The 18,593-nt window shown below is 33.8% G+C and carries 16 protein-coding genes and 1 other RNA gene; 3 read left to right on the forward strand and 14 right to left on the reverse strand.

What is annotated here, in order from left to right; translation table 11 throughout:
* Positions 1 to 76: 76 nt before the first annotated feature.
* Together ATE49_RS07235 and ATE49_RS07240 are read left to right on the forward strand one after the other, a co-directional pair.
* Entirely contained in the window at positions 77 to 1,240 is a 1,164-nt protein-coding gene (locus ATE49_RS07235) for an MFS transporter (RefSeq protein WP_065081629.1), read from the forward strand.
* Between the two features lie 351 nt (positions 1,241 to 1,591).
* Complete coding sequence (locus ATE49_RS07240; protein ID WP_065081630.1) at positions 1,592 to 2,566, forward strand: ribonucleotide-diphosphate reductase subunit beta; 975 nt, start codon at positions 1,592 to 1,594, stop codon at positions 2,564 to 2,566.
* 182 nt (positions 2,567 to 2,748) lie between these two features.
* Here ATE49_RS07240 and ATE49_RS07245 read toward each other — a convergent pair whose 3' ends face one another.
* The 11 genes from ATE49_RS07245 to ATE49_RS07290 all read right to left on the reverse strand — a co-directional run bounded on the left by ATE49_RS07245 (position 2,749) and on the right by ATE49_RS07290 (position 13,753).
* Positions 2,749 to 4,332 (reverse strand): tetratricopeptide repeat protein, encoded by a 1,584-nt coding sequence (locus ATE49_RS07245; RefSeq protein ID WP_065081631.1) that lies wholly within the window; start codon positions 4,330 to 4,332, stop codon positions 2,749 to 2,751.
* Positions 4,333 to 4,661: 329 nt separating this feature from the next.
* Entirely contained in the window at positions 4,662 to 4,835 is a 174-nt protein-coding gene (locus ATE49_RS20150; protein WP_155759292.1) for a hypothetical protein, read from the reverse strand.
* A 373-nt stretch (positions 4,836 to 5,208) separates the two neighbouring features.
* On the reverse strand, positions 5,209 to 6,990 hold the full coding sequence (locus ATE49_RS07250) for a hypothetical protein (protein ID WP_065081703.1): 1,782 nt from the start codon (positions 6,988 to 6,990) through the stop codon (positions 5,209 to 5,211).
* 17 nt (positions 6,991 to 7,007) lie between these two features.
* A complete protein-coding gene (locus ATE49_RS07255) occupies positions 7,008 to 7,193 on the reverse strand; it encodes a hypothetical protein (protein ID WP_065081704.1) in 186 nt (61 codons plus the stop codon).
* Positions 7,194 to 7,692: 499 nt separating this feature from the next.
* Positions 7,693 to 9,483 carry a hypothetical protein gene (locus tag ATE49_RS07260; protein WP_065081632.1) on the reverse strand — a complete coding sequence of 597 codons (1,791 nt, stop codon included), beginning with the start codon at positions 9,481 to 9,483 and terminating at the stop codon, positions 7,693 to 7,695.
* A gap of 30 nt (positions 9,484 to 9,513) precedes the next feature.
* The gene (locus ATE49_RS07265) at positions 9,514 to 9,705 is read right to left on the reverse strand and encodes a hypothetical protein (RefSeq protein ID WP_065081633.1); all 192 of its coding nucleotides are present in this window, start codon (positions 9,703 to 9,705) and stop codon (positions 9,514 to 9,516) included.
* Positions 9,706 to 10,000: 295 nt separating this feature from the next.
* Positions 10,001 to 10,732 (reverse strand): SIMPL domain-containing protein, encoded by a 732-nt coding sequence (locus ATE49_RS07270; RefSeq protein WP_065081634.1) that lies wholly within the window; start codon positions 10,730 to 10,732, stop codon positions 10,001 to 10,003.
* A gap of 20 nt (positions 10,733 to 10,752) precedes the next feature.
* Positions 10,753 to 11,535 carry a hypothetical protein gene (locus tag ATE49_RS07275; protein WP_065081635.1) on the reverse strand — a complete coding sequence of 261 codons (783 nt, stop codon included), beginning with the start codon at positions 11,533 to 11,535 and terminating at the stop codon, positions 10,753 to 10,755.
* A 1-nt stretch (position 11,536) separates the two neighbouring features.
* Positions 11,537 to 12,256, reverse strand: a complete 720-nt coding sequence (locus ATE49_RS07280) for a carboxypeptidase-like regulatory domain-containing protein (RefSeq protein ID WP_065081636.1) — start codon at positions 12,254 to 12,256, stop codon at positions 11,537 to 11,539.
* Positions 12,253 to 13,026 (reverse strand): hypothetical protein, encoded by a 774-nt coding sequence (locus ATE49_RS07285; RefSeq protein ID WP_065081637.1) that lies wholly within the window; start codon positions 13,024 to 13,026, stop codon positions 12,253 to 12,255. The genes ATE49_RS07280 and ATE49_RS07285 overlap by 4 nt, the downstream gene beginning before the upstream one ends.
* Complete coding sequence (locus ATE49_RS07290; RefSeq protein ID WP_260255857.1) at positions 13,013 to 13,753, reverse strand: carboxypeptidase regulatory-like domain-containing protein; 741 nt, start codon at positions 13,751 to 13,753, stop codon at positions 13,013 to 13,015. The genes ATE49_RS07285 and ATE49_RS07290 overlap by 14 nt, the downstream gene beginning before the upstream one ends.
* A 261-nt stretch (positions 13,754 to 14,014) precedes the next feature.
* Here ATE49_RS07290 and ssrA point away from each other — a divergent pair.
* Positions 14,015 to 14,414, forward strand: a transfer-messenger RNA (tmRNA) gene (ssrA, locus tag ATE49_RS07295).
* Positions 14,415 to 14,512: 98 nt separating this feature from the next.
* On the opposite strand, the gene ATE49_RS07300 is transcribed toward ssrA, so the two are convergent.
* The 3 genes from ATE49_RS07300 to ATE49_RS20540 all read right to left on the reverse strand — a co-directional run bounded on the left by ATE49_RS07300 (position 14,513) and on the right by ATE49_RS20540 (position 17,870).
* On the reverse strand, positions 14,513 to 15,037 hold the full coding sequence (locus ATE49_RS07300) for a hypothetical protein (RefSeq protein ID WP_065081639.1): 525 nt from the start codon (positions 15,035 to 15,037) through the stop codon (positions 14,513 to 14,515).
* A 753-nt stretch (positions 15,038 to 15,790) separates the two neighbouring features.
* On the reverse strand, positions 15,791 to 16,678 hold the full coding sequence (locus tag ATE49_RS07305; RefSeq protein ID WP_260255858.1) for a hypothetical protein: 888 nt from the start codon (positions 16,676 to 16,678) through the stop codon (positions 15,791 to 15,793).
* Between the two features lie 13 nt (positions 16,679 to 16,691).
* Entirely contained in the window at positions 16,692 to 17,870 is a 1,179-nt protein-coding gene (locus ATE49_RS20540; protein ID WP_065081640.1) for a hypothetical protein, read from the reverse strand.
* Positions 17,871 to 18,593 lie beyond the last annotated feature (723 nt).

The raw sequence follows: 18,593 nt of genomic DNA on the forward strand, positions 1-18,593 counted from the left end.
GGAATATATTTTATCTAAGAGGAGTAGCTAATTTCGCTGGCAGAAGAGTTTTATAAAATATAATATTACTTTAATCATGAATGTTATTGAATCATCCCGGGTAAAAATGCCTGCTTCGTGCTTGCTTTTATTCTTTGCTCATGGTCTTGTTTTTTCTTCCTGGGCCAGCAGAATACCTATTGTAAAAAAAATGCTTGATATAGGAGAAGCAGAGCTGGGGACACTTCTTCTGTTAATGCCCATAGGGCAAATCTCTACGATGATTCTTGTAGGAAAACTTACAAGCCGATATGGCAGCAGCCGGATGATTAAAAATTGTTTCATGCTTTATCCTTTTATTCTGCTGCTAATAAGTTTTGCCGATTCTTATTGGCAATTGATGATTGTTTTGTTTTTCTTCGGTGTCTCCGGAAACCTGTGTAATATAGCAATGAATACACAGGCGATCGAGGTGGAAAAATTAACAGGCAGAATACTGATGGCTTCTTATCATGGTGCATGGTGTTTTGCAGGGCTTGTCGGAGCACTTATGGGGTTACTAATGGTTAATATTGGTGTGAGTACTTTTTATCATTTTACTCTGGTATTTGTTATTGTAGGTGGGTTATGGTGGTATTGTAAAAGACATTTGTCAAATATTCCGACGGCAGTTAGCCAATCTAAACAATCTGTTTATAAGCAGGCAAATCCGACGCTTATCGGATTAGGAATAATTGGCTTTCTGAGTATGGCTATTGAGGGTGCTATGATAGACTGGAGCGGAGTCTATCTTCAGACTATTGTAAAAGCTCCCGAGCACCAGATTATGCTGGGGTATGCAAGCTTTGTTTTTATGATGACACTGGGGCGCTTTACAGGAAATTATGTGCTGGAAAAATATGGAAAAAGAAGAATACTGAGGCTTAGTGGTTTATTGATGAGCGGAGGGCTGCTTCTGAGCATTATTTTTCCTGAATTGTGGATATGTATTATTGCATTTATGATTATTGGTCTGGGAAGTTCCCTCAGTGTTCCTTCTGTTTATAGCACTGTCGGAGCATTGAATTTAAAGAGTCCAGGTATTGCTTTGTCATTTGTTTCCAGTATTGCTTTTTTAGGATTTTTAGCAGGACCTCCGCTTATAGGTTTTATAGCAGAAGCATTTGATCTCAGGTATTCTTATGGACTTTTTGCCTGTTTCGGGATTTTACTCACATTTTTAGCAGGACAAATGAAAGTTTTTGGAACGGTTCGGTCTTAGCTGGAATCTGATGAAATTGAATCATAAGTCTTCAGTTTTTTAGTCTGTTTATGGCTTAATGTGTTTATTGGCAGTTTTTTATATATGTCTGTTTAATTGTATTGCTGTGCATTTATTGATATTATGAATTGTAACTGCACCAGAATTATGTTTTCAGACTGGTCCCGTACGTTTGTGGATAACTATCTAAAGCCAACTGTGAAAAGTTCCTTTTTAGCCAGTATTAATTTTCTGAATTTTGTGAAACTAAATGACACAGAGGCTGGATTACAAATGTATTTGTTCTGTTAATGCAGTTGTAACAGCCCTTATTACCAAAGCATAATTTATTCATCTTTTAAATATTTTTATATGGGAATTTTTGACAAAAAAGTAAGTTATAAGCCTTTTGATTATCCTGAAGTACTTCAGTTTATTGAAGCCATTAATAAATCGTACTGGGTACATTCCGAAGTGGATTTTACGGCAGATATTCAGGATTTTCATTCTCAACTAGAGCCACATGAAAAAAATGCTGTAAAAAATGCACTTTTGGCAATTGCCCAAATCGAAGTTTCGGTGAAGACTTTTTGGGGAAATCTCTACAATCATCTTCCAAAGCCTGAACTAAACGGACTGGGAGCTACTTTTGCAGAATGTGAATTTCGCCATTCCGAAGCTTATTCCCGATTATTGGAAGTGCTGGGGTATAATGATAATTTTTTGGATCTGGTAAGAGTACCGGTAATAAAAAAACGGATAGATTTCTTATCAAGTGTCCTGAAACATGCGAACTCTACTACTCCTAAAGAGTATGTTTCTTCGCTTCTTTTGTTTAGTATCCTTATTGAAAACGTATCGCTCTTCTCACAATTTGCTATTATTTTATCTTTCACTAGATTTAGAGGACACCTGAAAAATGTTTCTAATATTATTGCATGGACATCTGTAGATGAGCAGGTACATGCAAATGCAGGAATATTCCTAATCAATAAAATACGGGAAGAACAGCCAGATTTATTAACAGATTCTGATATTGAGGATATATATTCGCTTGTGGATCATTCTGTAATGTTGGAAGGAGAGATCCTTGACTGGATTTTTGAAGAGGGAGAACTACAGGTATTTACAAAGAAAGATTTATTAAACTTTATGAAATACAGAGTTGATGATAGTCTGAAAAAGATTAATATGGCGCCAAAGTACAATATTACACCAGAGCAATACAAACCAATGATGTGGTTTGAAGAAGAAGTATTTGCGAATGCTATGGACGATTTCTTTGCTAAAAGGCCTGTTGATTATACCAAACATGATAAAAGTATTACTGCAGGGGATTTATTCTGATTTTTTGTAATATAATCAGCATATAAGACAAACCCGGATCTTAAGTCCGGGTCTGTTTATTATTTAATTATCCTAATTTATATACAATAGTAATGCATTTAAAAATAATCTGGATAAAGAATATTATAATAGGTAATTTGCGGCTGGCTTTATGAGTTTTGTGCTACTGAAGATTTTGATGTTCATTCTAGTTTTTCGATCCAGTTATTCAGATCTACATCGGAAGAGATATTATATTTTTTTCGAAATCTGTTTTTTCTGACCTCAACCGCATGAACCGTTACACAGGTATATGTTGCAATATCTTTAGTAGAAAACCCAAAATATAAATAAGCAAAAAATGTTAATTCAGAAGTCTTAATCTTTGGGTTGACCTTTAATATCTTTTCATATACTATTGGGTATACCTCTTTAAAACGACTGATAAATTCAGGAGAGTTTTCTTTAGCCAGATTAATTACTTCAGTAAAAGATTCATTCATTTGGTTCTGAAGTTTTTCTATTTCCTCTTCTTTTTCTTTTATTTTCATTCTTTTATAATGCAGTAATTTGGTCTTTTCATGAAGAGCCTTTACTTCTTTTTTCTTTTGGAATGTATGAATGTAGCCTGTCAATAATAATGTTGTTACTATAATGGTCGCTATTTTAAGATTATTGTTATTCTGAACTTTTTTATTTTCCCTATTCTGCTCTTTTACTATTGCGTTTAATGCTTCCTGAACATTGATCCTGCTTTTGTTTTCATCAATAATTCGTTGTTCTGAAGATATTTTCAGATATAGTTTTTCCTTGCTATGATCGCCAAGAATTCCATATAGTTTAGATATTTTCATATTTATATCTGCTGCATGGTGGCCAAATTTTTTTTTGTTTTCGATAGCTTTCAGATAGAAACTAATGGCTTTTTCATAATTTTTGGTCTCATAATAATAATTACCATACGCTTCCAAAAAAGGGGATATATAACCCAAATTATCAATAATTGATTGGTTATATGCTTTTTGTATATAGTATAATGCTGGCTCGGGATTATTTTGCTTTAGATAAATCCATGATTTATAGAAATAGGCATAAGCTTTATATTTATAAATTCTTTTAGCTTTTGAATATTCTGATATTGGAATATTTTCATAAAGTTCTATTGAGTTTTGTGAAAAAATATGTGCAAGTTTATAATTTGCAGTTTCGGTGTAATAATCTCCAATATACATTTCATTTATTGCATTAAGAATCCTTAGTTCCATACCTCTTTCGGTAGAAATTAATTTTTTTATTTCTATGTTTTCCTTCAATTCCTCATGCAAAATATACATTTTGGAATAGTACACTGACTTTAACTGTTTAAACAGTATTGTTAGCAGTGTACTTTTTTTTACGGATTTTTCATCCATTCCTTTATCTAAAAAGACTTTGCTCTCTTTGTATTTACCGATAAAAATCAGGCATCTGGCAATATAATAATAAGCTTCAGCTTTTTTTTCAGAATTATTAATTTCTTCAGCAATAGCACAAGCTTTTTCTGCATATATTAATGATGCTGGATAATCTGTATGGATATAATCATCAGCTTTTTTTAATAGGTCATTTATTTCTGCTAATTCAATATTATTAGAAGTAAAGAATTGCTCATGAATAGTGAAGAAGTTATAAGATATAGATTGATGAAGAAATTTTTTATATTCGATGTGGAGAGATAATGTATTATCATTTTTTTTGATGACAGGACAAAATAAAAAGTTTATAATAAGGAAATAAAGATATTTCATATAATACTATTTTGTTCAGAAGGTGCAACAATTGCTTTTGCATTTTGAAACATAATTGCTTGTAGTATACAGGTTTAAAGAAGCTAATTTATTATATTTTTGATACGGGTTATAATGATAAAATAACATGTGTTTTTATTGTTATTTATGAATATGACACAATATTTGTTAATAATATTGCAAAAATATTTTCTTTAAAATAAAGTGCTTGTATCAGACTGTAAACCTGTACTTGTGTTTTCAATGCGTGAACAATAAGAAATGTTGATGTTTCTTAGGAACCTTTTTTCTGTTATTGATTTTTGGAATGTAGTTATGTCTATATGATTTTATAGACTCAATGCTGAAGAATACATTGGAGCTGTATAGGCTTTTATATCAGATAGCATTATCTGAACTGAGTTTGCCATTATGCCGGACTTTGTTTCGGAAGTTATAAACCTTATGCCAAGGGAGAAGAAGTCCTGTTTAATAACAGAACGGAATTCTGTTTCTTTTTTCATCGTATAATTATTTGTTTGTCATTCTTTCATAGATCAGCAATAGCTATCCGTTTAGAACTATTATGTAGTTCTAAAAAAATCGATAAATAATTTTTATAGCAGAATGTGTTTTGGAGTAGTTTATGCTTGTCAGTATCGGCATCAATTTAATACCCAGACTTCTATGGTGCAAATATTTATAAATTAGTGGGGAAATAACAAGTTTTACTCCCCTCACAAAACTACCACATAATTGTATTGTATTGGTATTTAATATATTGCTATGTGATAATATAGCAAGAAATGTTTATTAGCAGCTGATTTGAATCCTTCTTTAAATATAAGTTATAATAAAAAACAGACCTACAGGTCTGTTTTTTATTATACCATTATGTTAGTTTCTTACACATCTTATATTGAGAGAATGTTTTTTGTTCATATCGGTTATAAGTCCTTTATTAGGTACGCTTACAGTAACACCCTGTCCTGACTGAGCTGTGAAATTGGCATAACGAACGAAAGCTTTTGCAGTAGCTCCTGTATTGTCTTTTGTCCAGAATCTTGTACTTACAGCATTGTTTTCAATAACATTATCACCAGAATTAATGGTGGCTTTATTCTCCTGAATCCCGGTATTGTTATCTATATACCCCATGAACTGAAATCTGAGTCCATAAAAATATTGTAAGCCTCCAGTATCCGGAGTAAAGCTCATATTAAAATATGATGCAGAAGTATTGCCAGGATCTGGCTGCAACCATCCCTGGGTGGAGATTGGGTCTGCATTGGCAATTTCCTGTGCTTCTGCAACTGTTGGCATGCGCCATAAACCAGAAGGGTATAGCTGCATACAGGGGTCTTTGTCTTCTGTATAACTGGCTGGAGCAGGACCTGTAGAACCATTGCCATCCGGAGCTAATTCATTCCATCTCCAGAAAAGACTGGAATGATTGTTTAAAGTATTATAGGGTGTTATTCTGTAAGCCAGTATATTGTTTGCACCAATTGAAGGAGCGTTGGTCAGAGGGCCTTTTGCCCATATTGTATTACCAAATTTAACACCGCTTTGGAGTAACTTTGCTGTTATTTCATAAGTTGCTCCTCTGGATATATTGAAACTATTATTATTGATACCAAAGTATAAAGGTATTGTATAACCCCAAAGTCCATCATGGGTGTTTATACCAGGCATATGGTCCGGTTTGAAAAGGATGTTACTGATTTTTATAACAAGGCTATTAGCCGGTATGTTTACAACCTCGTCCGAACTATACATATAGACATCTTTCAATGCGTTAGTGAAGTTTGTATCTGCCAGTGGTACTTCATTTACAAGTTGTGCAGTATTAATATATTCACCTTGTAATACATCAAAAGAGCGGGTTGTCAACAAACTTTTAAATGCAGCTCCTGTTCCGTTTCCTACAGATATTTTTCCTGTTCCTTTTGTCATTGACATGGGCATAAACATGCCCTGGCTATTCATTAAAACATGAAAACGAGAAGCCTTATGTTTAAAAATAATTTCCAGATAATTATTACCTGTTTGAGTATTGGCTAATATTCCGGAATCATACAGAATATCTTTATTGATCATATCATTAGCAGAAATTACATTTCCGGCGATGGCAGGTAATGTATTTTCGTTTGTAGAATATGCAATCCAGTGATAATTTTTTCCTGAGTCTACCCGGATAGGAGTAGCCTGGCCAGCTGTGAGAGTATATTCACCATATAATGTACCACGATTACCATTGTTATCATTAAAAAGGCGTACAACAAACTGTTTACCAGAAAGCATAGCCGTGGTTGTTTGGGCAATAGCTCCTGATTTTGATGTCGAGGCACTTGTATTTATTTTATACGATTGCTCAGATTTTTGTTTTTCCATGCTTATCAAGGCATCCATTACATCTCCATACACCATTCTTTCCTTTGCAATAATTTCTGATGATGAACTATTTCTAATTGTCTTCCCTGTTGATGCAATTGATGTATTAATAATGTTTTCATTATCAAATACAGAAGTATTGATGTAAACTGAAACTTTATTCGTATCTTCAGGTACTATCTCACTATTTTCACGAGATGAACATGAAGTAGCTATAAGAAAGATACCTGTATTAAATAATACTAAAGCACTTTTTATAGTAAAAAAAAGTATTTTTCTTTTCATTTTGCTTTTTTTGGTCATTAAATTTCTGTTGTTCCTTCACCTCCGTTTACTATATTCCAATCCTCAATATCCGGTGTATTAGGATTTTGTATATCTCCCGGATTTACGGTTGCAGAACCAGAGGCTATTCCTTCCTCCATTTCGATATACATTACTTCCATTTGCGGCGGGCTGTACTTTTTCCTTTTTTCTTTTTTTTTCATTTTTACATTCATATTTATGTTATTTAATAGGGCTGTGTTAAGGACATTACACGATGCTTCATACTGGAATCCCTCATGGAGATTGCCAAACAGGCAAAGATTGGTTACGAGCTATAAATTTGTGTTTTGAATTTATTTATCTGGATAGATGCGGGTAATCATCAGATTACCCGCAAGAACTGTTAATTTCTAAAACAGAATGACAGAGTATTAAGTACCAACTCCACACTCGTATACTTCATTAACAGCTTTATAATACAAAATGATTTAAATGTTTTTTTAAGTAATAAGCAGGTCAATTATTTTGCATTTTTATTCATGTTATATAAAGGTGTAAGTCTCCTATTAGATGGCTATAGCTGATTTGTTTGTTAAAAAGCGGACAATAATATTATCCGCTTAAACCATGAACAGGTTTTTTAAACAAACAAATGATGATAGTGATTAAAAACGCTTTTTAGCACATTATTATATTCCGGCGGAATATTATTTTCAAGCTTTATCCTGCAATACAGCGTATGCTCCGCCCAATAACTTTCTGGGCTGTACCAGATCCCTGACCAGATCCCCCTCCAAAATAACTGATGGCGTTGTATTGTAAGATTGATATTTTTGAGGTTGCAGAATTAAAAGTGCTGCTTCCCAGGTGCATTGAATTTGCGCGTCCTCTTATGTCGCCTGGTTGAAAAGGAGCAGAGTTACTTCCAACAGTGAGATCAGCATAACCACTTATGGGAATAGTAAGTTTTACATTCTGATTTTTTTTGCTGGTGTAAACTCCGGCAGCAGAATAATTGTTCATTTGTCCAAATGTATTGGAAGTGGTATTTCCTATAATTTTTTGAGAAGTATTATTTAAAAGTATTTTTAACTCTGCTTCAGTAGGAACTTTGTAACCTGGAGAGCATGGATTATTTGGTGAGTTAGCATCCCACGAATTATTAGGTGCAGGGTTGCCATTCCAATTAATATTTTTATAATTGGTTGTTGAAGCTGCATCTGCTATAGATTCTTTGTTTCCAAACTGATAATAACCACCATGAAGACCTTGAATAGAAGGAATTTGATCAGGATTATTTAAGGCTGGATTTCGGTTTATTACGCCAAGATTATAACGTTCCCATTTGTAGCCACCAATTACGGCGTATAAGGCATCAGATTCTCCTTCCGTTTTTGTTACACCGGATGCATTAACATAGCGGTCACTATTAAATTTTAGTTTAAGCGTGTATGCATATCCTGGCATTAAACCAGTCCCTGATCCGTTGACGTTAATAACAACTGGTTGAGCATTGGAATCTTTGCCTATTGTAATACTATTTGCCGGAAGAGTAATTGTCCCTGTATAATTAGACACTGCCCCTGTATTGATGATGAAGGATTGTCCGGTTGTTTTAATTCCCTTCACCGTACTAGTGTCGAGAGAAGAGGTTCCGGTGACAGCACCTATTTTCGTACCATCTTTAAATCTTATACTGCAATCTGTATAAAAATCACTTATGATACCTGTTGCGCCAGTACTACTTTCACTGGCCAATGGATAGCCTCCTTTTACAGTTCCTGTAGCATCACTATTATCAATACTAATCGTGATTTTAGTAAACTTATGCTTTAAATGCACATCCAAAGGGGTATTGCCTTCTGAAAGGAGAACATTTTCATTAATAGCAAACATGAGATCAGAATTTGTTTCACTCCCTGTAAGTCCATTTATGTTAAGTTCTGCCATATTAAGATTTGTTGTGGGGGCGGGTGGGGGCGGCGTTGTTGCTCCCAGAGAATAGGTGACAAAAGTATAGGTCTGATTACCTGTTAAATTAAGATTGCCAAATAATTTCTGATTTGGAGTGGATGCATCGCCGACTTCCTGTCCAAGATAAGTTCCATCTGGTTTATATGCAACCACAACGTACTTGATTGCATTTGTATTAGTTGGTCCTCCCAGTTTTTCGGCGGCAGTATTAAGTTTTGCGCTTGCCTGTGCCAATGGACTGATGGCTAGTGCTTCCAAAGATAGTTCTGCACTGATATCAAAAGGTCCAGAAACGAAATTCTGGTTGATGATATCTGTTTTATTCCCTTGCTTTCCCTTGGTTGAAGCTATTGATTTTATCTCATTTCCTACATTATTGAAATCATCGTTGATGAGGTTGAAATGGATACCATTCGCCGAGGTCTCTTTGTTAGGATTATTATCAGTATCATGGCTTCGGCAAGAACTTGCTATAAACAAAAAGGCGGTTACTGGTAATATATTTAATGCTTTAAAATTTAGAATTCTATTTCTCATCTTTCTTTTGTTTTTAGTTTTGTGGATGTATTAATTCCACCATTCATTACCTGGTTCACCATTGCCGGCACTTCCGCCATCTTCCCATGGATCTGCCTCAATACCGTTGCCTACACCTGGTTGTACTGTGGAACCTGCGGCAATTCCGTATTCCATCTCAATTATCTTTACCTCTAATTCCGGAGAGATGTATTTCCGTTTAGATTCATCATTGTTTTCCATAGATTCATTTGTATTTTTAATTGTTTCATTTGCCTCGGCAAAAGTGATATTTTAAAATACATTTGGACAAAAACCAATCCCCCACAAAACTACCACGATTGTGTATGTTATTGTTTTTCAGGTTGTTGTTTTTGGTTTCGGGAAGATGATAAGAACCCTAAGCGAGTGATTGGTCCTAAATGGTAGTCAGATAATTTATAAAAGTATCAGGCCCGGGCTTTATGTCCGGGCCTGATATTATAGTAAGATGATTGTTACAGGGTAAAGATTAAGTGAAATTTAGATTTTAGATGATTTAATCAACCTGATACTCTAATTTGATGGTGATGCTGGCTTCCTTTTCTTTGGAAGATGTATTGAATGCTCCTCCCCAGGAATAATCTTCTCCAGAATTAGGGGCAGTAATCTGTATAACTCCCATGCTGGCTTTTTTCAGACTGCCGAGGCTGGAACCTGCATTTTCTGCAATCTTCTTAGCCCGCTCTCTGGCATCTTTTGTTGCATCTGCAATCATTTGCTGTTTTACATCTGCAAGTTTTGTATAAAAATACATAGGCTGAGAAGAAGTAAGTTCTATCCCCTTGTTGATAATTTCGGTAACGGTTCTGGAAAGGTTTTCAATCTTGCTCACTTCTTTGGACTCTATAGAAACCGACTGAGTAAGGTTGTAGCCAGCAAATTCTCCCTGTCTGTAGCTCCCGTTGGCGTCTGTAACCTGTGCATATTGTTTTTGGATATCTACAGCAGAGAATACAATTTCTTCAGATTTAACACCCTTCGACTTCAGATAATCCAAAATCATTTGCCGGTCTGTCGCCAGATTATTATAGGCTTCCTGTAGCTGATAGCCGCTTTTGGAAAAAGAAGCACTCCAGGTAATAAGATCGGAAGTAAATTTCTTCGCTCCTAATCCTGTTACAGATATGGTGTTTTGAGATTTATTTCTGTTCTTAATTGCATTTCCCAGAAATGCTGCAGCAATAATAAGACCTAATGCTGCAATGCCTACGGTGATGTAATTTTTCATTAGTTTGGTGTTATATCTGTCTAATTTACAGATTTTTGTTGTAACCCGTTTAAAAAAGTTGCAGCATTATCACTCATGGTATTGCGGATAATACTGTAATTGTTTTCTTTAAGCTCTTTTTCCAGATTGTTCTTTTTCAGTACAAAAACAATAAAGTCAGTTATCTTATCTTTAGGAATACCAATACCTTCAAAGAACTGTGTGCCTATAGTGCTGTAGATAGTTCCAACATTATTTATCATGCGCAGTGCAGGATCATTTTTTATTTTTCTGGGTTTGTTTCTTTTGCCAAAGAGATCAATGACTATACTGGCTCCACTAAGGGGAATTTGATTGTTAAAAGCGGAAGGAATACGAAGGGTGGGGCGGATTTCGTTAGGATCAGGAGCCATATTGAGGGCCATTGTCAGCTTTTTTTTGAGCTCTTCCAGCTCTTTGTCTCTGTACAGTTTTCCTAAATCAGTTTCCAAATGCCCTGTTGGCCTGTACCCAATTTTCACTTCTTCTATAGTTTGAATACGGGGTAGTAAGCTGATGATGAATTTTCCTTTGAAGTCATCAGCTGTCAGTATTTTGCTTTGTCTTTCAAATCTGTTTGCAAGTACCCTTATTTCATCTCCCTGCTTAGCATTGATACTAAAGACACCATAATCATCGGCCAACAGGTTTTGATTGGTTTTCATATTAATAATAAAGGCATTGGGAATTGCATTTCCGTTTTCATCCACAACCTTACCTATCAGAAGATTTTGTGCATGGATACCCCATGGAATAATAAGTATAAAAAAGAGAATTGCTTTCATATTATGGATTGGATTTTGGTTTTCTGAATTCTTCTGTAAAAGGTAAAGCTGCCAATTCCAATTGTTCTTTGGAAGGCTTTCCGCTGATGATTTTTTTGCCTATAAGATATTGAATAAACTCTGTGCGTTTTTCCAAAGGAATTCCGCTTTGTTCCCAGAAGTCATCTCCTGGCAGCATTGCCAGTTTCGTCAGGTATTCCTGCTGATCTTCATATTTATATAAGGCTTTCATTCTCCGGGCGTCTCCGGATACTATTTTGTAAACATTATCCACATTAATAGTACCTCCTAGTAGTGGTAATACTAAATTCCGAAAAACCTCAGGAACTTTTTCTCTTGGCTTTTCAGGTGGCCCGGGAACGCCAATTTTACTTTTCATATTCTCTATCTGTGATTTAGAGAGAATATTTACCCCGGCAATTTCCCGTACAGAGGGATTCATTTTTATGTTTTGCTCCTGTTTCAGAGTAGATTCGGATACAATTATTTCTCTTCGGTTGTATTGATTTGTCAGTATTCTTATTTCATCTCCCGTAGAAGCTTCAATCCTGAACCGGCCTTCTGCATTTGTGTAAACTACTTTTTTGTTCTGTATGTTGAAGATCTGAACACCCGCCAACGGAGACTCTTCTTCATTCAGTATTTTTCCTGAAACAAAGGTTTGTGCTGTAATACAGCTGTAACTGATAAAAAAGAGTATAAAAAGTAGTTTTTGTTTCACGGGCCTTTTTGATCAATAAGTTTTATGAAATCTGGTGCATATCGGGAGAGTGCAAATTCTACAGCTGTAATATTTCGTGCTTTAATAGGAGTAATGAGGTTTTCTTTTCCCATAACGAACTGGACAAATTCTTTTTGTCTGTCTTTAGGTATTTTATTTTCTTCAAAATAATCGTTACCCAGGCTTTCTGTTACCCATGTGAGATTTTCTTCGGCATCTTCGTAGCGATAGAGAGATCGCATACGACGGGCATCTCCCGACAAGTTTTTGTAGAGGTTATTCAGGTTAAGGTTACTCAGAGCATATCTTAAAGACCCTACCTGTTTTGCAGTAGGAGGAGGTACCTCCCTGGGTTTTTTAGGTGGCGGAGGCAGGCCTATATTATTCTGCATTATTGCAACACGCTCCTTCATGGATACTTTGTCAAGCTGTACTCCCGCAATTTCTTTTACAAACGGAGCCAATTGTATGATTTGCTTATTTTTGAAGCTTTCCTCAGTCAGTATCATATTTGTGCGTACAAAATGTGTGGAAACCATGCGTACTTCATCTCCCGGACGGGCGTCGATACTAAAATCTCCGTCGGAATTCGTGACAACAGAAATTCCGGTTCTCATATTGTATACCTGTATTCCACCCTGATTCTGCCCTTCATCATTTATGGTTTTACCAGAAAAGTTCATCTGGCTCTTTCCCCAGATGAATAAGAAAACGGATAGAAACAATAATAACTTTTTCATTTGTTTTTCAATAGCTTTATTTTGTTTCATTTGTTTTTTTAATTGCCTTTATAAAATCATCCTTTTTTTTCTCCATCTGCACTTTTATATTTGTTAAATCCTGATCAGTATATATTCCGTACTTTAATAATTTTGAGATATCAAACCCTACTAATGAGTAAGAAATAAATCTGTCGACTCTGGACCGCGGAATTTCCATGGAGGTAAAATAATCTTCTCCTAAGCTTTCTCTTATCCAGTTCATCAGGTGGTATTTATCTCTTCTGTCCCTTATGTTTCCAACCGGAAAACCTCCTTTTACTATTCCTGTATAGTCGAATGATTCAGGTATTTTTGCTACAGGTTTTGTTATCATCTTATTTTCGCCCAAAGCTATGGATTCTTTTATATGTTCGTCCATCCTTTCTTTTTTCTTATTTCGGGGCAGCCTGTTTATATCTTTCAAAAAATCTCCTGTAGGTTTAAATCCTAATTCTACTTTCTCTATTTCCCGTACTACAGATGTAAGCTTTATTGTTAAGCTTTTGCCAAAATCTTCATGTGAAATAACCCTGAAAGCTCTTTCAAAATGAACAGAAATAAACCTCAACTGATCTCCGGAGCTGGCAATAATACTAAAATTGCCCTGCTCTCCCGATATTATTTCATTTCCTGTAGTTATATTATAAACCCTGATCCCTGAAAGAGTCTTCCCTGTCTCATCATAAATATACCCGCTAATGCGTTGCTGAGCGTGTACAATATTAAAAAATGACAAAAAAATAAAAATAGAGAATAAAGTTAGCCTCACCCGCAATAAGTTTTATCCAAAACTATTCTAAAAAAGGAATTCTAAAAGTATTTTAACCCGAATTAACAGAGTTTGACAGAAATTAAGAAAGCTACAATCATAACAGGAAAAGAATATAGGACATCTGACTGGCAAAATTTAGAGTTGATAAACTAGAGAACAGAACAGTATAATGTGGGTAAACTCTATATTATGGAGTATTTTTCTTATCTTTGCAATCCTTATCACGGGGCTGACTGGTTTCGACAGCAGGACCAATGGGTAAGTAAGCATGCAGAGAACCGTAGCGCGATCTCTTTAATCCCTTGCTACAGAATTTTAACTGGCAACGAAGAGTTCGCTCTTGCAGCTTAATAATCGAAGTTTAGTAGATTCAAGCGTTTCCCGAAGATAGTAAGGAAGCAAGATGTTCCACCATCGCTCTGTTCTGCGGCGTTGGATTCCGGAATATAGTAATGCGGAAATAAGGTACAGGAAGCTTTGGCTTGTACACGAAAATCTCAGAAGATAAGGTAAAAGTTGTGCGTTTTCTCACTGCTTTTTCCCGACAATTAATAGAAAACTAAGCATGTAGAAGGCTTATGTATTGCCTGTTTGGACGAGGGTTCGAATCCCTCCAGCTCCACTTTTTAACAAAAGAGAATATTGTAAAATTCTAAAAATGAATCACTTGCAAATTCTCTTTTTCTTTTTTTATCATATAAATAATACTTGTTGTTAGCTTTACTATTCAACATATTTATAAACATAACATTTATTCACTTCTTGAATATATATATTTTCACTAATTATTTTTAATTTCTCTCGATAACTTCCGTAACCTCCATACATTTTATATAATTGAGTCCTTTCAATTATCATTTTATTATTTTTTATATACATAACTCCATTGAATGAATATTGTTTTCTACCAATGGAATCTTGTTTATTGTAATTGGAAAGCTTATTTGTTAAATACCCTTCAGGCAAAGTAAAAAAGCTCAGTTCTCCATTACCATGAACATACAAATATTGTAAATACTTTCCATTTGTATGAACTTCCAATTTTGGATAAATTAATTCAAAATCTTTTTTTGTTTCATAAGTACCCTCAAGAATATATAGCTTATCAAATCTAATTCCTGGAAAATTACTTTTATCAAATTTAGTGAGATTTTTAGCCATTCTTTTCTGAATATCTATTTCAGAATAACATGAATTCAACAATATTACGAAAGGCAAAAATCTGGTGTACTTAATTAATTTTACCATAATGTGAATTTATCTAATGTTTAATATTGCTAATTTATGCAAGAATTAGATTGAATATATAGCTTCTTTTAATGTGATAAATTTTGCTTTATAGATTGCTATTGAACAATTCTTAACAAATTATATTTCCATTGTCACCTTGTATTATAATGCTAATCAGAAATAATTTTTTTTATTTGTTTAGCCCATTTATTCGAAAAACAAAATCATTTAAATGTTTTTTCAAAATTTTTAACAAATATCTTAATGCTAAGACTAGATTTTTTTTGAAACAACTATGTTTTTGCAAAAAATAAGATAAAGCGGTAAGTTATCCTATTTATAGATATTTTAAAAATGGTGCAAAGTCACATTTTATACTAAAGATTTTAATGAGTTAGGTAATGGTAGCTTAGCTTAAAAAAACAACTGTACAAAAACCAGTTTGACAGTTGGCGGGGTATAGGAAAAAACTAGATGCTCAGACAGGGCAAGTGCCTATAGTGGGTTATGTGTCCGCACGCTAAATTTAGTACTGATTACATACCAATACTATATAATAATTTCTGGAAGTATGTTGGTGGGGGGATATTAGAAAAGGATACTTATATACACACCCAATTTGGCGCAGATTTGTAACAAATATTATATAATAGTAGTTATGAGTTTTTGAAAGTGAGTTGGGTGGGGTAAAATAGACGAGTACATATACTACTGTTGTTCCACGCAGAGATATAAAAAAGGCTCAGATTCTAAATCCAAGCCTTTATATTGTTATTTAAGTTCTTCAGCAATCATTATTTTTTCATTAATAATATTATCCCATTCTTTTTCAGAAGAAATAGGAGGGTTTTCTCTCGGCACAAAGGTAAAATAGAAGTCATAAGAACCTCCCACTATACCTTTGTCAGGTATATATATAAAGCGATCAATACCTCGATAAACACTATAATAATCAACTACTCTCCAATTGTCTAAAGTCCAGAATTGGTAAGCTTTTTGTCCTTTAATATTGAGTTTTTTTGATAAATAATTTCTTGCATATATAGGAAAGGCAAAAGTAATATCCCCATATTTTGGATTTATTGGAATCTCCCAGTCAGGCACTTGTTCTTTATAACTCTTTTCCATCTCCTTTATCGTTACTGTAGGTGAGTTAATATCGATTGTACCATAAGAAGGAATAAAGGGAAATTTATAACTTTTAATATAAAAATATTCTACTAAAGTCATTTTAGGGACATAGTATTCTCCGTTAATTTTTTTTACTAATCCATACATTAACGTTTTCTTCTCCGAAGTGTTATTAATATACCTCTCCATTATGAATTTCTTTAATTGAGATCTTGATAAAATATCTTTTTTAATGGTATTTATATCAATTTTAATCCAGTTATCATTTCCTTTAATATCTGGTAAAGCTGAAATTAATAATATAGCATCGTTGTATACAATATTATAAACTTCTACAGTTTTATCAAGCCCATAAAGTTCTTTTGTATTTAGGGTATACTTATTAATAACATTATTTCCCCAAACATTTTTAAGACTGTCTAGTACAATATAATTTGTGTAATATGTTTTCCTATTATTTTTTTGAGCAAAAATATTATTTGATAAGATCAATAATAAAGCAATTATAAGTTTCATATTATTTCTCATGATTTTGTTCTTTCTACTTATTACATTTTTTTCCTAAAGCAGCTGTAGAGGATTCTCTTTCATGTGCGTTGTAACTTGCATATCCCTTTGGGATAGATTCTTCTGTTATTATCCCCCACATTGCTAGTGCTTCAGCTCTTTCTGGTGGATAATTTGGGTTAAATTTAAGAATTGAGTTCTTTAATCCATTAATAAATGGCCCCATTCTATTATGATTTTGAGCTTGTATAAATTCAAATTTTCTACTAGTTGTTCCATCTTTCATTGTGACGTCATAACTTCTTACTCCAGGATATGATTCATTAAATGCAGAAACCCCTAATCGAGTTTGTTCAAATAATAAATATGCATGAACAACCTCATGATACATGGTAGCTAACATATATTCTTGTGTAGCTTGGGCAAGCATTCCTTTGTCTAGACGTATAGTTGCTTCAAATTTATTTTTATCTCCTATCATATTTGTTCCACCATCAGCATTTACTAAATCTGCTGCAACAAAAGTAACATTAATACCATTGTCTTTTCCAAAAGTATCACTCAATAACTGAGCTATATTATTATCCATATATGGGAGTTCTTGAGCTATTGCAAATGCACAAGGGTATTCTTTTAGTTCCGTAATATCAATTTTATCAACAATTTCTGGAGAAGGCATATCATTTCCACCTCCACCTCCAGGATTATATGCAATACAATTTGCAAATTCTGGACAGCTTCCTCCTTCTTCAGGAGGCCTAACTGTACCTATATCCTCTTTTTTCTTTCTTTTTACCGTAATTACAACCCCTTCAATTTCAGTGTCTGCCATTGGCTTTATTGAAGCACTAAGCTTTATCTGTCTTCTACTCTGATATCGATCCAATGCATCCTGAAAATCATCTTTATAGTCTTTATACAAGCTACTTTCTGAATTATATGTATAATAACTCATATGAGTTTCCTGTTTGGTGAGAACAGCCTCTACTAACCCTATTACTTTATTTCCTCTAACCTTTGGAAAGATTATTGACTTATCTCCATTTTCTTCTGTAATCATTTCTGTGCGAATATTAAATTCCACATAAGTGTCTCCTTTCTCAAGAGTAAGAGCTAAAGGTCTTTTGTTAACGCTAGCAGTTAGATTATTTATTACAATAGTGTTGTTAAGACCTGATATATTGGTATTTTGCACTTTGTCATATCTTTTCATAAGATAAGCAAAACCATCGGTGTAATTAATGGCTTTTCCATCCTTTGGAACAAAGACTGCAAAACGTTTGTCTTCTATTTGTTTTTGTGTAACCGCACCATCTTCAGTACGACAAGATGAAAGTAAGGATAAAGTGAAGATTCCCCATAATGGAGCAAAGAGTATTTTTTTTTCTCATACTTTTTGTGATTTTATGTTTTTAATTGACTAAATATATAATAAAAATTCATATTTATATTACGGTTTGCCATAAATTGATATAAAATCAGTATTATATTCTTATCCTGTTTAGCAAAAAACCTATTATTAACGGTTTAATATTATAGATGTAATAATTTTGTTAAAGGTTGGAATTACAAATGAAAAAAGTATTAACTTTCAGAAATTAGCAAGTCTTAATTATGGAGTTTTCAAATAAAGAACTTATTTATCTAGGGGCATTGCCTGTATTTTTAATACTAGGCCTGGTTTTGTTTTTATACTCATGCTGGCTTATTTTACGAGAAAAGAATGAGAACAATAAACTTATGTTGTTTATTATTTCAATTCTAATTCCTATTGCTGGTCCGATATTTACTATTTATACCCTTAAAAAGGTTAAGCACCTTCAGTAACTACCCTAAATCATACTTAAAATTGGCTTAGGGAGCATAATAACAGTACAGTTTCAGTCAGAATTGTTTATGTGGGAGCGATTTTAAGCCTATAACACACCGCATTACA

The organism is Elizabethkingia miricola, assembly GCF_001675285.1.
GTDB classification, from domain to species: Bacteria; Bacteroidota; Bacteroidia; order Flavobacteriales; family Weeksellaceae; genus Elizabethkingia; species Elizabethkingia miricola.

Coding starts and splice junctions, on each gene's coding strand:
- ATE49_RS07265 (WP_065081633.1), bottom strand. CDS start 9,705: ATGGAAAACAATGATGAATCTAAACGGAAATACATCTCTCCGGAATTA.
- ATE49_RS07305 (WP_260255858.1), bottom strand. CDS start 16,678: ATGAGAAATAATATGAAACTTATAATTGCTTTATTATTGATCTTATCA.
- ATE49_RS07240 (WP_065081630.1), top strand. CDS start 1,592: ATGGGAATTTTTGACAAAAAAGTAAGTTATAAGCCTTTTGATTATCCT.
- ATE49_RS20540 (WP_065081640.1), bottom strand. CDS start 17,870: ATGAAAAGATATGACAAAGTGCAAAATACCAATATATCAGGTCTTAAC.
- ATE49_RS07245 (WP_065081631.1), bottom strand. CDS start 4,332: ATGAAATATCTTTATTTCCTTATTATAAACTTTTTATTTTGTCCTGTC.
- ATE49_RS07275 (WP_065081635.1), bottom strand. CDS start 11,535: ATGAAAGCAATTCTCTTTTTTATACTTATTATTCCATGGGGTATCCAT.
- ATE49_RS07235 (WP_065081629.1), top strand. CDS start 77: ATGAATGTTATTGAATCATCCCGGGTAAAAATGCCTGCTTCGTGCTTG.
- ATE49_RS07250 (WP_065081703.1), bottom strand. CDS start 6,990: ATGAAAAGAAAAATACTTTTTTTTACTATAAAAAGTGCTTTAGTATTA.
- ATE49_RS07260 (WP_065081632.1), bottom strand. CDS start 9,483: ATGAGAAATAGAATTCTAAATTTTAAAGCATTAAATATATTACCAGTA.
- ATE49_RS07270 (WP_065081634.1), bottom strand. CDS start 10,732: ATGAAAAATTACATCACCGTAGGCATTGCAGCATTAGGTCTTATTATT.
- ATE49_RS07300 (WP_065081639.1), bottom strand. CDS start 15,037: ATGGTAAAATTAATTAAGTACACCAGATTTTTGCCTTTCGTAATATTG.
- ATE49_RS07285 (WP_065081637.1), bottom strand. CDS start 13,026: ATGAAACAAAATAAAGCTATTGAAAAACAAATGAAAAAGTTATTATTG.
- ATE49_RS20150 (WP_155759292.1), bottom strand. CDS start 4,835: ATGAAAAAAGAAACAGAATTCCGTTCTGTTATTAAACAGGACTTCTTC.
- ATE49_RS07255 (WP_065081704.1), bottom strand. CDS start 7,193: ATGAAAAAAAAAGAAAAAAGGAAAAAGTACAGCCCGCCGCAAATGGAA.